The sequence below is a fragment of the Polynucleobacter sp. AP-Jannik-300A-C4 genome (assembly GCF_018688335.1).
Classification (GTDB): Bacteria; Pseudomonadota; Gammaproteobacteria; order Burkholderiales; family Burkholderiaceae; genus Polynucleobacter.
Window position 1 is genome coordinate 1,165,030 of sequence record NZ_CP061316.1, and the last position, 14,332, is coordinate 1,179,361.

General features: G+C 45.6%; 20 protein-coding genes. 10 read left to right on the forward strand and 10 right to left on the reverse strand.

The features are described 5' to 3' along the window. Nucleotides 1-29 precede the first annotated feature (29 nt). From FD975_RS06065 to FD975_RS06080, 4 genes are all read right to left on the reverse strand, one after another. The gene (locus FD975_RS06065; RefSeq protein ID WP_251371147.1) at nucleotides 30-521 is read right to left on the reverse strand and encodes a hypothetical protein; all 492 of its coding nucleotides are present in this window, start codon (nucleotides 519-521) and stop codon (nucleotides 30-32) included. 109 nt (nucleotides 522-630) lie between these two features. Further along, complete coding sequence (locus tag FD975_RS06070) at nucleotides 631-1,632, reverse strand: Bug family tripartite tricarboxylate transporter substrate binding protein (RefSeq protein ID WP_371743369.1); 1,002 nt, start codon at nucleotides 1,630-1,632, stop codon at nucleotides 631-633. An 18-nt stretch (nucleotides 1,633-1,650) separates the two neighbouring features. Further along, nucleotides 1,651-2,223, reverse strand: coding sequence for a disulfide bond formation protein B (locus FD975_RS06075; protein ID WP_215301054.1), 573 nt, complete (start codon nucleotides 2,221-2,223; stop codon nucleotides 1,651-1,653). Between the two features lie 5 nt (nucleotides 2,224-2,228). After that, nucleotides 2,229-2,387, reverse strand: a complete 159-nt coding sequence (locus FD975_RS06080) for a DUF5993 family protein (RefSeq protein WP_215301056.1) — start codon at nucleotides 2,385-2,387, stop codon at nucleotides 2,229-2,231. Nucleotides 2,388-2,462: 75 nt separating this feature from the next. Here FD975_RS06080 and FD975_RS06085 point away from each other — a divergent pair, with 75 nt between their 5' ends. Continuing rightward, nucleotides 2,463-3,236, forward strand: a complete 774-nt coding sequence (locus FD975_RS06085) for an enoyl-CoA hydratase/isomerase family protein (RefSeq protein ID WP_215301058.1) — start codon at nucleotides 2,463-2,465, stop codon at nucleotides 3,234-3,236. 23 nt (nucleotides 3,237-3,259) lie between these two features. Here FD975_RS06085 and FD975_RS06090 read toward each other — a convergent pair whose 3' ends face one another. The 4 genes from FD975_RS06090 to FD975_RS06105 all read right to left on the reverse strand — a co-directional run bounded on the left by FD975_RS06090 (nucleotide 3,260) and on the right by FD975_RS06105 (nucleotide 5,862). Then, on the reverse strand, nucleotides 3,260-3,952 hold the full coding sequence (locus FD975_RS06090; RefSeq protein WP_215301060.1) for a fumarylacetoacetate hydrolase family protein: 693 nt from the start codon (nucleotides 3,950-3,952) through the stop codon (nucleotides 3,260-3,262). A gap of 74 nt (nucleotides 3,953-4,026) precedes the next feature. Next, the gene (locus FD975_RS06095) at nucleotides 4,027-4,302 is read right to left on the reverse strand and encodes a SemiSWEET transporter (protein ID WP_215301061.1); all 276 of its coding nucleotides are present in this window, start codon (nucleotides 4,300-4,302) and stop codon (nucleotides 4,027-4,029) included. A gap of 16 nt (nucleotides 4,303-4,318) precedes the next feature. Continuing rightward, nucleotides 4,319-4,708 (reverse strand): cytochrome c5 family protein, encoded by a 390-nt coding sequence (locus tag FD975_RS06100; RefSeq protein WP_215301063.1) that lies wholly within the window; start codon nucleotides 4,706-4,708, stop codon nucleotides 4,319-4,321. A gap of 128 nt (nucleotides 4,709-4,836) precedes the next feature. After that, nucleotides 4,837-5,862, reverse strand: a complete 1,026-nt coding sequence (locus FD975_RS06105) for a substrate-binding domain-containing protein (RefSeq protein ID WP_215301064.1) — start codon at nucleotides 5,860-5,862, stop codon at nucleotides 4,837-4,839. 75 nt (nucleotides 5,863-5,937) lie between these two features. On the opposite strand from FD975_RS06105, the gene FD975_RS06110 reads away from it, so the two are divergent. Then, a complete protein-coding gene (locus FD975_RS06110; protein ID WP_215301066.1) occupies nucleotides 5,938-6,759 on the forward strand; it encodes a substrate-binding domain-containing protein in 822 nt (273 codons plus the stop codon). Between the two features lie 19 nt (nucleotides 6,760-6,778). Beyond that, entirely contained in the window at nucleotides 6,779-7,003 is a 225-nt protein-coding gene (locus FD975_RS06115; RefSeq protein WP_114654363.1) for a molybdopterin-binding protein, read from the forward strand. 99 nt (nucleotides 7,004-7,102) lie between these two features. On the opposite strand, the gene FD975_RS06120 is transcribed toward FD975_RS06115, so the two are convergent. Then, nucleotides 7,103-7,684 (reverse strand): hypothetical protein, encoded by a 582-nt coding sequence (locus FD975_RS06120; protein ID WP_251371148.1) that lies wholly within the window; start codon nucleotides 7,682-7,684, stop codon nucleotides 7,103-7,105. A gap of 183 nt (nucleotides 7,685-7,867) precedes the next feature. Between FD975_RS06120 and FD975_RS06125 the strand changes: the two genes are divergently transcribed. The 6 genes from FD975_RS06125 to FD975_RS06150 all read left to right on the forward strand — a co-directional run bounded on the left by FD975_RS06125 (nucleotide 7,868) and on the right by FD975_RS06150 (nucleotide 12,157). Next, nucleotides 7,868-8,290 (forward strand): GNAT family N-acetyltransferase, encoded by a 423-nt coding sequence (locus tag FD975_RS06125; protein ID WP_251371151.1) that lies wholly within the window; start codon nucleotides 7,868-7,870, stop codon nucleotides 8,288-8,290. A 16-nt stretch (nucleotides 8,291-8,306) separates the two neighbouring features. Beyond that, nucleotides 8,307-8,735, forward strand: a complete 429-nt coding sequence (locus FD975_RS06130) for a YbgC/FadM family acyl-CoA thioesterase (protein ID WP_215301070.1) — start codon at nucleotides 8,307-8,309, stop codon at nucleotides 8,733-8,735. 22 nt (nucleotides 8,736-8,757) lie between these two features. After that, nucleotides 8,758-9,348: a hypothetical protein gene (locus FD975_RS06135; RefSeq protein WP_215301072.1), complete on the forward strand. Its 591-nt coding sequence runs from the start codon at nucleotides 8,758-8,760 to the stop codon at nucleotides 9,346-9,348. Nucleotides 9,349-9,455: 107 nt separating this feature from the next. Further along, entirely contained in the window at nucleotides 9,456-10,727 is a 1,272-nt protein-coding gene (locus FD975_RS06140) for a DEAD/DEAH box helicase (protein WP_215301074.1), read from the forward strand. Nucleotides 10,728-10,771: 44 nt separating this feature from the next. Beyond that, a complete protein-coding gene (gene selD / locus FD975_RS06145; protein ID WP_215301076.1) occupies nucleotides 10,772-11,833 on the forward strand; it encodes a selenide, water dikinase SelD in 1,062 nt (353 codons plus the stop codon). A gap of 30 nt (nucleotides 11,834-11,863) precedes the next feature. Beyond that, nucleotides 11,864-12,157 (forward strand): DUF1330 domain-containing protein, encoded by a 294-nt coding sequence (locus FD975_RS06150; protein WP_215301078.1) that lies wholly within the window; start codon nucleotides 11,864-11,866, stop codon nucleotides 12,155-12,157. A gap of 57 nt (nucleotides 12,158-12,214) precedes the next feature. Here the strand turns inward: FD975_RS06150 and FD975_RS06155 are convergent, their stop codons facing one another. Continuing rightward, nucleotides 12,215-12,403: a hypothetical protein gene (locus FD975_RS06155; protein WP_173942993.1), complete on the reverse strand. Its 189-nt coding sequence runs from the start codon at nucleotides 12,401-12,403 to the stop codon at nucleotides 12,215-12,217. Between the two features lie 330 nt (nucleotides 12,404-12,733). Between FD975_RS06155 and FD975_RS06160 the strand changes: the two genes are divergently transcribed. Next, entirely contained in the window at nucleotides 12,734-14,317 is a 1,584-nt protein-coding gene (locus tag FD975_RS06160; RefSeq protein ID WP_215301080.1) for a rhodanese homology domain-containing protein, read from the forward strand. Nucleotides 14,318-14,332: the final 15 nt, after the last annotated feature.

The following is a 14,332-nucleotide window of genomic DNA, read 5'->3' on the forward strand; positions in this document are numbered from 1 at the left end:
CCTTAAATCAGTTAAAGCATTAAATTCTATTAATTTTGATTGCGCTGTCTTGTGTTCGTACTACTAGAAGGTGGCGCTGCTGGTCGAGTTTGCCAGCCCGATGCGCAACTTTGCACATACGGAAAGTATTGCGCGCTTGCTTCGCAGTAATACCAAATTGGAGCCTGCGGTTGAGAGGCCAAGACCATGGGTTGCTGAGGCGCTGCATAAGTGACCACCGGCGGAGCTGCGTAGACCACGGGTGGTGCATAGTAGCCAGCAGCATAAGGGTAACCATAGCCAGGGCCATAATATCCACCGCGCCAACCTGGACCCCAGCCACCACCCCAACCAGGGCCGTATGCTGCTGGACGCCAACCGCCGCCATAGCCACCTCCGTAACCACCGCCAACAGAGACTGCCCAGCCAACATTACCCGCTTGAGCTGAGACAGGAGCAAGAGCAAATAGACCTACTGCTGCAAAGAGCATCAGAACTACCTTAGACACAACTGAGTTGTATTGCTTATGGCTTGTTTTCATAGTGGACCCCATTAATTGGTCGCCTCCTACTACCTTTAACGCTTGATCCAAATCTAGGCTGACAGGATTTGGGCTTTTATTTGAATATTTGTTAATTACTTCTAGATACTCACTGCTCTAATTTTGCGCCTGATTTATAAATCACTCTACCCCATTTATTGGTCTCAGATTGAATCAATTTAGATAGCGCTTGTGGACTTCCAGGAGCAGGATCTAGCCCGCTTGCGAGCAACTTATTTCTGACTTCCGCTTGATTCAGGGTTTGGCGGGTTAAGGTATTTAAGCGTTTTTGCAGGTCAGATGGGAGATTAGCTGGTGCCATCAGCGAGAACCATGATGTTGCCTCAAATCCAGGCAAGCCTTGCTCTGCCATCGTCGGAATCTCTGGCGCTGCTGGAGAGCGTTTTAGTGAGGTAACCCCCAAAGCTTGAATCTCTCCTGCCTTTATTAAAGAAAGTGAGGAGGACAGATTATCAAAGAGCATCGAAATCCGGCCGCTAATGAGATCAGGTAAAGATTGCGCCCTTCCCTTGTATGGAATATGCCGAATCTGTACTCCAGTCATTTCTTTCAGTAGCTCACCTGACATATGCAAGGAGGTGCCAACACCAGAAGAACCAAAAGTGAGCTCATTGGGTTTTGATTTGGCCAACTCAATCAGTTCATGAAGATTACTCACGCCCAATTTTTTATTCACCACCAGCACGTTAGGTGTACTCGCTAAAAAGCTAATGGGCGTGAAATCATTGATCGGATGAAAAGACATCTTTTCATAGAGGGCGCCATTGATAGTATGGATACCCACCGTCCCAATCAGGAGTGTGTAGCCGTCTGGCTCACTCTTTGCCACTAGGTCAGCACCAATATTGCCACCATAGCCGGGACGATTTTCTACGAGGACTGGCACCCCTAGACTTTGTTGCCAACTCTCAGCAAGCACACGCGCCAAAATATCAGGCGCTCCACCAGGAGTAAATGTCACCACAATACGAATCGCTTGTTTAGGCCAAGCAGTATTGGATTTAGCTGTTTGAGATTGAGCGGCACTGGCAAAGCTCAGACAGGCCAAAACGATAGCTAGAGCCCTCACCACCGTAGAAGTAATCATCATCAATTTACTTGCGACTTTTTAAATGCCAAAACGCGAGCGCAACCAAATTAATCCATCGTATTTAACAGGATCATCAGCGCAAGGACCAATGCCACACTCCAGTAGCGTAGATACCAGATTAGCAAAGACCAGAAGAATGAATGTCATCACTAAAACATTTGCAAATAGGGATCGTGAGCGCACATCACGATTAGGTAGCATCAATAAAATAGCAAGACCTGCTAATAATCCAACGTAGCCTACATAAGCCCAAGTATAAAAATGCAACTCTAAGAAAGTTTTTCCAAATCCTGTATCGCCCGGCAAGATATGCAAAAGTACTTGGCGCAAAGACACCATCATCCCTACCAAACCACCAATGATTCCCCAGCCGTAATGAGAAGAATGAGCGCCGCAGCGGATATTCAATACCAAAGCGAAGCCGATGATGATAAAACCCATGCGCTGCATTAAGCAGAGCGGGCAAGGTAACTCGCCAAAATAGAGTTGATCAATAAAGGCATAGGACAGCATGCCAATAATGCCGGCCAAGGCTAATTGATTACCCAGCGCAGCTAGAGAGGGAAAAGAAGAGAAAGAGTGTTTACTCATTTTTCTCAGAGACTGATATTGAGATGATTAGTGGCATGAACTCGGAACCACAACATCAGGATACCGACGGTAATAGCCAGCATCACCAAACCTGCCAGACGCTTCTCAAACCATACAAGGGCAAGGCCGATCAAAGCTGTCAGGAAAGGTAGAAACATATACATAGAAGAATTCTATCGCAGGTGGGTTCAAGCTTGAAAAACAAGCGCTCCAAAGGGTCTTTTGTATAGAATGCACTCATGAACACCACCTCGCCCAGTGTCGACTTCCAGCTCGATGGCTCCATTGCCCGCATTACCTTTAACAATCCTGCGGCACGCAATGCCTTAAGCTGGCCAATGTACGAAGAGCTCAAGCGAATTTGCGATGACATAGCAAATAGACCAGAGATCAGGGTGGCTATTTTTCGAGGCGCTGGTGACAAGGCATTTGTATCTGGTAGCGATATTCAGCAATTTGTTGACCTAAAAGAAAACGAAGCTTACGAAGTTTCAGTGGATGCTATTTTTCATTCTTTGCAACACTTACCTATTCCAACCATTGCGCTGATCGAAGGATTGGCGGTTGGCAGTGGCTTACTGATTGCTACTGCTTGTGACTTCAGAATATCCACTCTTGATGCGCGCTTTGGAATTCCTGTAGCAAAAACTTTAGGTAATTGTTTGTCGCCGAGTAACCTATCCTGGATCGCCAATCACTTGGGCGTGCCCATGGTCAAACGCATGCTATTGACTGCAGAACTCATTAAGGCACCCGAGTTATTGAACTCAGGCTACCTTTATCAAACAACTTCACCAGAAGGGATTGCTGAGGCGACTGAAGCCCTGGCCAAAAAATTAGCTGCACTTGCGCCAATTACCCAAAAAGCGAGCAAAGTGACCTTAGCGCGTTTGATGGAAAGCAATTTACCGGACTGCACCGAACTGATGCGAGAAACTTACAACAGCGTCGACTTCAAAGAAGGGGTTAATGCCTTCCTTGAAGGACGCCCGCCAAGATGGCTTGGTAAGTAGTTTTTTAAGAGCGATTGCTTGAATTAAACAATCTTAATCTTGAGTGGAGTAAGTCCTTCGACGCTACCCTCAAGTACATCACCCTTTTTAACGGGGCCAACACCTGCAGGTGTACCAGACATAATTAAATCACCTGGTTCAAGAGTAAATAAGGTGGAGAGATAAGCGATAGTGTCGGGAACATTCCAGATCAGTTGATTGAGATCACCCTCTTGGCGCACTTCACCATTGACCAATAGCTTTACTGTGCCCTTACTCGGATGTCCGAACTGAGTAGCAGGAGTCAGCGCCGCACAAGGAGCGGATTGATCAAAGGCTTTACCAGTATCCCAAGGGCGCCCCATTTTCTTAGCCTCACCCTGTAGGTCACGACGTGTCATATCCAGACCAACACCGTAACCATATACATGCTCTAGCGCTTTATCCGCAGAAATATTGGCGCCACCCTTACCGATAGCAACAACCATCTCAATCTCATGATGAACATCATTCGACAGATTGGGATATTGCATATCCTTACCGTCTGTCACGATCGAATTGGCTGGCTTCATAAAAAAGAATGGGGGTTCCCGATCGGGATCATGACCCATCTCGCGCGCATGGTCAGCATAGTTACGGCCAACACAATAGATACGATTCACGGCAAACCGACGGGTGTCACCCACCACCGGAAGTGATGGGATGATTGGTGGGTCAATGACGTATGCAGTGCTCATAAAAGCCTTTCTAATGGGTGCCAAATTTTTTATAAATATTTTGTAAATGAATTATGACACTACTTAAAAGAAGGTCATTTTGGATCTTTGGTGCGTAGCTTGAGAAGCAAAATACTTAAAGCTAGAGCAAAAGTTAAGGCATTGGCCAAAATTAAAGGCCAGGTCTCAATCATGAGGCCATAAATGAGCCATAAACCTACCCCAGTAGTAAATAGGGTATACATTCCCACGGAGATCCCAGAGAGATCTCGAGTACGCCAGGATTGAATAGCCTGGGGAAGAAAGGCAATCGTAGTTAGAAATGCAGCGCAGTAACCAATAATCTCAATCTGATGTGGCTGTAAATTCATGCGCTGATAGGCCTTATTACGGCTTCTTATTTAAGCTAGCTTTGCGCGCTTCAATTTCTTTATTAATGGCGGCCAAAGTTTTTGCATCGGGCGTTTTCCAGTTACCCCCCGCTTTATTGGCCATGTATGCCACAGCATCAGAGAAGCCCTCTACTGTGAGGTTGGGATTACCGCCCTTAGCAGGCATACCCCTGACACCAACATATGCATGGGCTGTCAGAGTGGCTTGCCCCTCTGCAATCAATGGGGCCCACTTAGCCTTGTCACCCAATTTGGGGGCGTTTAAGACTCCAGAGCCATGGCAGGCAGCACAAACTTGTTTATAGGTATTCTCACCAGGCTCGGCAAAGGCAGAAAAGCTCAGAACACCAAGGGCAAGAATCCAGGGGCGAAGAGATAAATTCATATCAATAGAAATAGAGAATGTTGATCATTCCTACAATTTATCTCAATTTTTAAACCAATGTGCTATTCCAGCTAAAACCAAGATTGGATGGAGGTGTATTGGGTTGATTTACAGGGTTGATTCACAGGCTAAAGCCAGCCAGCAATCTGCTTCTTTAGTCCAATCGATTTATAGCCTGGGCTAGCACCCGAGAGGACTCGGATTTTCCGAATGAGTTTTGCAAGATCAGCGTTAAGACTTAATTCCTCGCTCATGGCCAGAAAAAAGATTTCGTCCTTGAGCTGAATAAAATCCAAACCATTCTCTAGGGCAATACTTTTAACCCCCATACCTACATCCGCCTTTTTAGCCAATATCGCCGTAGCAATTGCAGAGTGGGTAAATTCTTCGTTCTCGTAACCTTTAATGCCACGGACAAGCATGCCCTCTTTCGCCAAAATAGTATCTAGGAGCAGGCGCGTACCAGAACCCTTCTGTCGATTGATAAAGCGAATCTTTGGTCTCAGTAGATCTTTGATTGAAATAATGTTGTGGGGATTTCCTTTGGCAACCAATAATCCCTGAACACGTTTCATCACAGGAAATATTTGCATCCCCTCTTTTTGCAACCGTTTAGAAATAATTTGAGAGCTTTGTGGATCGGAGACATGGAAACCTGCAATATCCACCTCATAGTTGAGTAAGCGCTCCAAGGCCTCACCTGATCCAGCTGTAATGAGCTCAAATCCACCAATTTCGAAAACAGCCTTTTGAATAATAGGATCGCTACTACTAGCAAAGCGCAGCTGTTTTTTATCTTTAACCCGAAATTGAGAAAATCCTTCTTCTAAGTGCGAGAGACTAGATTGACCCAAACGCATTGTCTTTTGATCAAAGTCTTCAGTAAATTGAATCAAATAGCGAGCATATTCTGATAGCTGGGAGCCATGCCCCCTCACCCTATCGATGAGCTTAAAACCAAGCGCTTGTTCAACATCGTTTAGCCTTTGCCAGACATTTCTATAGGACAGCCCCATTTTCTTACAGGCAGACATCAGTGTTTTGCCATGCTCAATGTCTTTGAGCAAAGCAGTTAACCACACCAAATCAACGATAGCCGGATCTTTTGCGTTTTTGCTACCAAAAACTAGGGTCGGCCGAATCTGAATTCTCATATGTAATTTTTTTCATATTGATGTTTTGTAATATGACAAATCTTAACCGAACACACTCAATGAAAGTGAACTCAAATGAAATCCTCATTTAATAGATTACTGGCAACTGCCTTTACTACTCTAGCGCTGCTAGGCAGCTCAGCTTACGCGCAAGAGAAAATTATTGTTGTGTCATCCACAACCTCTACAGAGCAATCTGGTCTTTTTGGCTTTATGTTGCCTATCTTCAAAATGAAGACAGGCATTGATGTCAAAGTGGTTGCAGTTGGAACTGGTCAAGCATTAGATATCGGTCGTCGAGGTGATGCCGATGTAGTGTTTGTACACGACAAGCCTGCTGAAGAAAAGTTTGTGAACGAAGGTTTTGGTACAAAACGCATTGAAGTTATGTACAACGACTTTGTGTTGGTTGGGCCAAAGTCTGACCCAGCCAAAATTGCAGGCGGTAAAGATATTAAAGTTGCGTTTCAGAAAATTGCAACTGCTCAAGCACCATTTGTATCGCGCGGCGATAAGAGCGGTACACACGCTGCAGAATTACGCTATTGGAAAGATACCGGCATTACAGTAGCCCCAAGCGCTTGGTATAAAGAAACTGGTTCAGGTATGGGCCCAGCTCTTAATACTGCTTCAGCAATGAATGGCTACATCCTGACTGATCGCGCTACTTGGCTCTCTTTCAAGAACCGTGGTGATTTAACAATTTTGGCTCAAGGTGATCCAAAGTTATTTAATCAATATGGCGTGATGTTGGTTAACCCAGCAAAATTCCCACATGTGAAAAAAGCTGAAGGACAAGAATTTATTGACTGGATTACTTCCAAGAACGGACAAGATGTGATTGCAAGCTACAAAATCGGTGGCGAGCAACTCTTCTTCCCGAATGCCAATAAATAAGCCCCTCTAAGGAAAAATCATGGAACTGAAAGTCAAACTCAGCGCACGCAATACTCTTAGCGGCAAGGTGGTTGAGCTCAAAATGGGGCAAACCACCTCTCACGTAAAGATCGATATTGGTTCGGGTCATATCGTTACTGCCTCTATTACCAATGAGGCAGTAGATGAACTCAAACTTAAAGTTGGTGATCAAGCTTGGGCAGTCATTAAGGCATCCGATGTCATGATTGCGAAAGACGCTTAATCTTTTATTCGGTATGCAAAAGGCCCGCTAAGCGGGCCTTTTTCTTTACTGCTCCAGCATGACTCATGCTGGAGCAGTTTTTAATGCTTCTTTCTTTGCTTATTTCTTTGGCGTTACAAAGCCAATCGCTGTGTCATCAACGAACTCAACCATAACGTCATCGCCAGCCTTGAACTTCTCAAGACCCAAAACGCTTTGATCAACCTTCACTTTTTGCTTCTCACCTGATGGCAATGTGAAAGTGACAACACGGGTCTTTGCATCAATTGTGCTGATCTTCACTGTGGCATAAACAGTATCTGTAGTTTCTTCAAATGGCTTAGCAGAACCCTTACCTGCTACCACTACTGAGCGAACACCAGAAACGCCTGGCTTAGCACCCTTAGGGGCAGCAACCAAACCAACTGCAATCGCTTGAGCATGCTCAACAACAAACATATCGCCCTTTTTCACTTTATCTAAATCATTTACTTGTTTAGATACGTTCATTTGAGCCAAGTTCCCGTTTGCATCCTTGAGAACAACGATACGTTTCTTTACGTCCACTGAATCAACAGTAGCAGTCAATACAACCGCTTCAGCTGCCAAAGGCAACATTTTTGCAGGAGCTTGAGCAAATGCTGAACTTGCAACTACTAAACCGAGTGAGGCAACTAATGTAGCCAATAAAGATTTCTTCAAAATAACTCCTAGATAAAGGTTTGTGAGGGGCGCCAAGTGTCTAGCACCACCAATCCATTTTAACCATGAAGTGGCTTACTTATAAGCCTTAGAGCTAATATTTGAAGCTTAAATGGGTTCAATTTGCTACATTAGATGTTTAATGAGCTATTGACCTCCATATACATAGTAAAGAGACAGCAAGTGATCTTGATTAAACCTTGGCAAGAGGCTAAGAGTGAGGCCTATGCAATTAGGAAGCTCGTGTTTATTGAGGAGCAAGGGGTTCCAGAGGATATGGAGCTAGATGAATTTGATCCGCTTGCACAGCATGCCCTAGCCTACCTAGACTCGCAAGCCATTGGCACTGCACGCCTAGTCACGATGCCTGGGAACATTGGCAGAATTGGACGCATGGCGGTACTGGCTGCATACCGCAGGGGTGGAATTGGCACTCAATTACTTCGCACCTTACTTCAACAGGCGACCTCTCAAAACATGGTGAAAATTGAGCTCCATGCCCAGTTATCAGCTATTCCTTTTTATGAGCGGTTTGGGTTTATTGCACAAGGTGATATTTACGACGAGGCAGGCATCGCACATCGCGATATGATTCTCAATATCTAAAGACACTTCATTCATCATGACTCAATCCACTCAACCCACTAACCCGCCCTTCCTCTTTCGTGTTTGCTACTCAGATACTGATGCAGCTGGCTTTGTGTATCACGCTCGCTATTTAGAGATTTTTGAGAGAAGTCGCTCGGAGTGGCTCCAGCAAAGAGGCTTGAGCCCAACAAAACTGGTGAATGAGTTCGGCATTGTTCTCCCAGTTCGAGAAATCACCATGAATTTTCATCGGCCTGGACGCCTGGATGATCTTCTGAGCATTGATCAAGTTATTGAGAATCGCGGCAGAACCCAAATTGCTGTCAAGCAAACTGCAAAACGCATTGTTGAAGGCATGGAACCTGAGTTGATTGCCAGCGCAGTTCTACATATTGTCTGCGTTGATACCACTACCCTCAAACCCAAAGGTCTGCCTGATTGGCTATTTGCAGCCGATCAGTAATATCTCAATTTAGGAGCTGTATATGCAAGAAGGCAAGTTACTGACTTTCGTTAAAGAGTTGGCACTACTACTAGAGACCAAGCCCAGTGAAGAGCTCATTTTTTCTAAAGGGAAAGCTCTCCTAGAAAATTTAATTGCTGTGGATGACTGGTTACCGGAGGAATTTTGTAAAGTGCATCCCCAGTACTATCAACAGTACCTTCTCTACGCGGATCCACTCGATCGCTTTTCAGTGGTCAGCTTTGTTTGGGGTCCCGGTCAAAAAACACCACTGCATAACCATACTGTCTGGGGCATGGTTGGACAACTACGAGGGCAAGAGCGTAGTGCCGACTATCACCAGCAGGCTGATGGCAGCTATAAAGCTGATGAATTTACCTTGTGCAAGCCGGGCCAAGTAGCTACCGTATCACCCAATACACATGATATTCACGTGGTTGAGAATGCTTTAAGCGATCAAACCTCAATCAGTATTCATGTCTATGGCGGAAATATAGGACGTATTGAGCGAGCAGTATTTGACCCGACAACAGGCACGGAAAAATTATTTATCTCGGGGTATGCAAATTCTGTAACACCCAATCTTTGGAATACAGCAAGCAATAGGGTTTGATAGCTTAAAATAGGCTCTCTTTCTGCAAACACTGCAAGTGTGGCAGCTCACCCCATTGACCGGGATAGTCGTTTAATTGAATACGGGTCAATATTTATTTGGCCCCTATGTTATTTACAGATCTTGGTTTATCAGAATCCATCCTTCGCGCTATTAGCGAGGAAGGCTATACCAGCCCTACACCCATTCAAGAAAAATCTATTCCTGCCGTATTAAAGGGCGGAGATTTACTCGCAGCAGCTCAAACCGGCACTGGCAAAACTGCAGGCTTTACCCTGCCCATTTTGCAGCGCTTAAGCAGCACCCCCAAGGCAAGTGGCAAACGCCAATTACGCGTATTGATTTTGACTCCTACCCGCGAGTTAGCTGCTCAAGTTCAAGAGTCTGTTGTGACTTACGGCAAATACACTGGTCTGAAATCCACTGTCATCTTTGGTGGTGTCGGCGCAAATCCTCAAATCAAGGCTATTGCAGCTGGCTTAGATATTTTGGTAGCAACACCAGGTCGCTTACTCGATTTGATGTCACAAAACTGCGTTTCACTTGCCAATATTGAAATCCTCGTCCTAGATGAAGCTGATCGCATGCTGGATATGGGCTTCTTGCGTGATATTAAAAAGATTTTGGCTGCACTACCAAAGCAACGTCAGAATTTATTGTTTTCAGCCACCTTCTCTACCGAGATCAAAGCTTTGGCAGATGGCTTACTCAATTCACCAGCCTTGATTGAGGTGGCGCGTAGCAACAGCACTAATGAAGCAATTGCTCAACTCATTCACCCAGTAGATAGAAATCAAAAGCATCCTTTATTGGCGCATTTGATTAAGTCCAATCAGTGGCAACAAGTGCTCGTATTTACTCGCACCAAACATGGCGCCAATAAATTAGTGACCCAGTTGGAAAAAGATGGCATCACTGCCATGGCGATTCATGGTAATAAGAGTCAAAGCGCTCGCACTAAAGCTTTAGCAGAATTCAAAGATGGGAAAATCACCGTCTTAGTGGCTACTGATATTGCCGCGCGCGGTATCGATATTGATCAATTACCCCATGTTGTGAACTATGACTTACCGAATGTCTCCGAGGATTATGTTCATCGCATCGGTAGAACCGGTAGAGCTGGATCCAATGGCGTTGCAGTCTCCTTGGTCTGCGTTGATGAGCATCAGATGCTCCGCGATATTGAAAAACTCATCAAACAAAAACTACCGCAAGAAGTGATAGCTGGATTTGAGCCAGATCCTAATGCCGTGGCGCAACCAATCCAATTACGAAGCCAACAGCACCAACAATCTCGCAAGCCTAGACCGGGTAGTGCTGGTGGCGGCAAACCTGCGGCAAAACGGAGCAGCCCGCCAAAGCGAAGTTTTAATCGATAGATCTCCGTTAATATTGCAAGCATTAATACGTACAGTTAATTGATATGAATACCCAAAGCCCTCAAGAGCCCCGTTTAACCTCACTCTCCCATGGCGGTGGCTGTGGCTGCAAGATCGCCCCCGGAGTTCTCTCAGAGATTCTGAAAAGCGTTCCCCAACTACCTTTTCCTAAAGAGCTCTTGATTGGCATTGAGACCTCAGATGATGCCGCCGTATATCAAATCAATGAGTCGCAAGCGATTGTTGCCACAACGGATTTCTTTATGCCAATCGTGGATGATCCATTTGATTTTGGCAAGATTGCTGCCACGAATGCGATCAGCGATATTTATGCCATGGGCGGCACTCCAATATTTGCCTTAGCGCTTGTTGGCATGCCAATTAAGGTGCTATCAAATGCAACCATTGCCCGAATCTTAGAAGGCGGTGCTGAGGCTTGTAGATCTGCTGGTATTCCGATTGCTGGCGGTCACACGATTGATTCAGTTGAACCCATTTACGGCTTAGTTGCTATTGGTATTGTTGACCCCAAACTCGTGAAGAGTAATGCTGCTGCTGAGGCTGATGATGTACTCATTTTAGGCAAACCATTGGGAGTGGGCATTCTATCTGCCGCCCTCAAGAAAGATCTGCTCGATGGTGCGGGCTACCAAGAGATGATCGCCAACACAACTAAGTTAAATTCTGCTGGTCCAGACCTAGCCAAACTGGCTGGCGTTCATGCCTTAACCGATGTGACCGGTTTTGGCCTAGCAGGCCATACTTTGGAATTAGGTCGCGCTTCAAAACTGACTGCGCAAATTGACTGGCAACAAGTACCACTGCTTTCTCATGTTCAGGATCTAGCTGATCAGGGAGTCATTACGGGCGCATCTGATCGCAACTGGCAAAGCTACGGCTCACAAGTCCATTTACCAAAACAATTTAGCCCCGCACAACAAGCGCTTCTCACCGATCCTCAAACTAGTGGTGGTCTGCTGGTTTCTTGTAGCCCAGATGTCGCAAATGCAGTGATAGAGATCTTTAGACAACATGGCTTTGCTAGCGCCTGTGTCATTGGAAAAATGACCAGCAAGCAAAATCAATTTCTAGAGGTATTGCTTTAATGAGCTTGATATATTTTTTCTGGGGATATCATGGGGATTAAGGTGATTGGCCTCATTCAGGTAAATGACCCAGAGGCATTTGAGGAGTATCGGTCTCAAGTGGGGGCTACGGTAGCCCTATATCAAGGAAAAATTGCAAGCCGAGGATCATTTCATTCTTTCCTCTGGAATGAATTGGAGTGCGATTCGTTTAGTGCATTTGTGGAGCTAGAGTTTCCGAGCCTATCGGACTCCCAGGCATGGGCTAGCAGCCCAGAATATCTAGGCTTACTGCCAGTCAGAAGCAGAGCCATGAAGTTAACCTTATTTTCTGTCAGCGTATAAAAATAAAGCCCAGCTCCTTTTGGGGGCTAGGCTGAATTTAATTCGGAGAAAGAAGAATTACTTCTTCGCTTCCATCGCTTCTTTAGCGGCTGTAATTTCTTTACGACGCTCTTTGCAAGCCCCAGCAATTTCCTGCAAAGCCTTACGAGCACGCGCAGCGGATGCCTTAACACCCTTTTCAATAAACTTTTCGTTTTCTGCTTTATAAGTTTCGAAAGCAGCCAACAATGTATCGTGTTGTGACATCTTGTCTCCTATGTAACCGTTCAATGTGTGAGTAATCAGCTCAGAATTAGTATATCCCTATAAAAACCACAGGATTTGATCGGCGATATCAGGGATAACTCTTAGATGCTATAAATCCTACAAAATACAAAAAACAATAAAAAACTAACGGAGACACACGTGAAAATCATCAATAAGTCGTTTTTCAGGCTCAAAATCGTGCTTTCGGCACCCTCCCTCAGGGGTGGCTTCAAGATCTAAAAATAGAGCGCTGGAGTGAGGTAGCAATATGACCTCCTACTCCCCGCATCCAGTATCAGCCGGCATCAACAAAAATCAAGAGAGAAACCCATGTCCATCAAATATCAAGACTACGCATTTGTTCGAAATAAGCTCCTTAAAAAAGAAGAAGTTGCACTGCTAGATATTCGTGAAGAAGATCCCCATGCTCAAGAGCATCCTTTGTTTGCGGCTAACTTTCCGCTGTCACGTCTTGAAGTTGATGCGTTTAGTAAGCTCCCCAGAAAAGATGTCCCCATCGTCACACTCGATGATGGCGAGGGTGCTGCAGAGTTGGCAGCACAAAGACTCTTAGAGCTAGGCTACTTGGATGTTTCTGTTTTTAAAGGTGGCATTCCTGCTTGGAAAGCAGCTGGCGGTGAAGTATTTAAGGACGTCAATGTACCCAGCAAATCTTTTGGTGAATTCGTGGAATCCAAAAGACATACTCCCTCTTTGTCCGCCCAAGAAGTAAAGAAGTTAATTGATGATCAAGAAGATGTAGTGGTGGTAGACGTACGTCGCTTTGATGAATACAACACCATGAGCATCCCAACGGGTATTAGCGTACCGGGCGCTGAATTGGTATTGCGCGTTCCTGAAATTGCCCCTAATCCAAAGACCAAGATCATCGTGAACTGCGCCGGAAGAACACGCAGCATCATCGGCACTCAATCTCTGATTAATGCAGGCATTCCCAATGAGGTGAATGCTTTGCGCAATGGCACGATTGGCTGGACCTTAGCTGGGCAAGAATTAGATAAGGGGCAAAGTCGTAAATTCAAAGAGGTTAGCGAAAGCACTGCGAGTGAAGCCGCGAAACGTGCACGTAGCGTTGCGGATCAGGCTGGGGTAAAGCGAGTAAAGCTTGCAGATATTGCGCAATGGAAATCTCAAGCAGAACGCACCACCTATTTCTTTGATCCAAGAACCCCTGAAGAATATGAAGCAGGCCATCTTCCAGGATTCCGCTCCACACCAGGCGGGCAATTAGTACAAGAAACAGAAATGGTAGCGCCGGTTCGTGGCGCACGAATCGTACTATCGGACCCAGGTGGTGTTCGAGCCAATATGCCTGCCTCGTGGCTTGCCCAAATGGCTTGGGACGTCTACGTGATTGATGACATCAAAGCTGCCGACCTTACTGAGAAAGGGGCATGGACTCCCGCCCTACCAAGCACGCCTCAGATTCAAACAGTAGATGTCAAGACAGCTTCCTCATGGCTAGAGAGTGATAGCACAACCATCTGTATAGATCTGAGCACTCATGCAAATTATGTGAAGGGCCATATTCCTGGAAGTTGGTTTGCACTGCGATCACAGTTTTCAAACGCGATGAAAAATCTACCAACCTCAAATCGCCTCGTCCTCACGAGCACAACCGGTGAACTTGCCATCTTTGCTGCAAATGAAATACAGGCGCTAACAGGATCAGCGGTTTATGTTCTTGATGGTGGTAATAAAGCCTGGATTGATGCAGGCTTAACTCTTGAAAAAGGTGCCACACACCTAGCGTCCCCTCCGCTGGACCGTTACAAACGACCGTATGAAGGCACTAGCGTCGATCCAGCAGCAATGCAGGCCTACCTAGATTGGGAGTATGGCTTGGTTGAACAGCTAGGCAAGGATGGCACTCATCACTTCTGGGTTTTGTAGTTGATATTGGTAGCG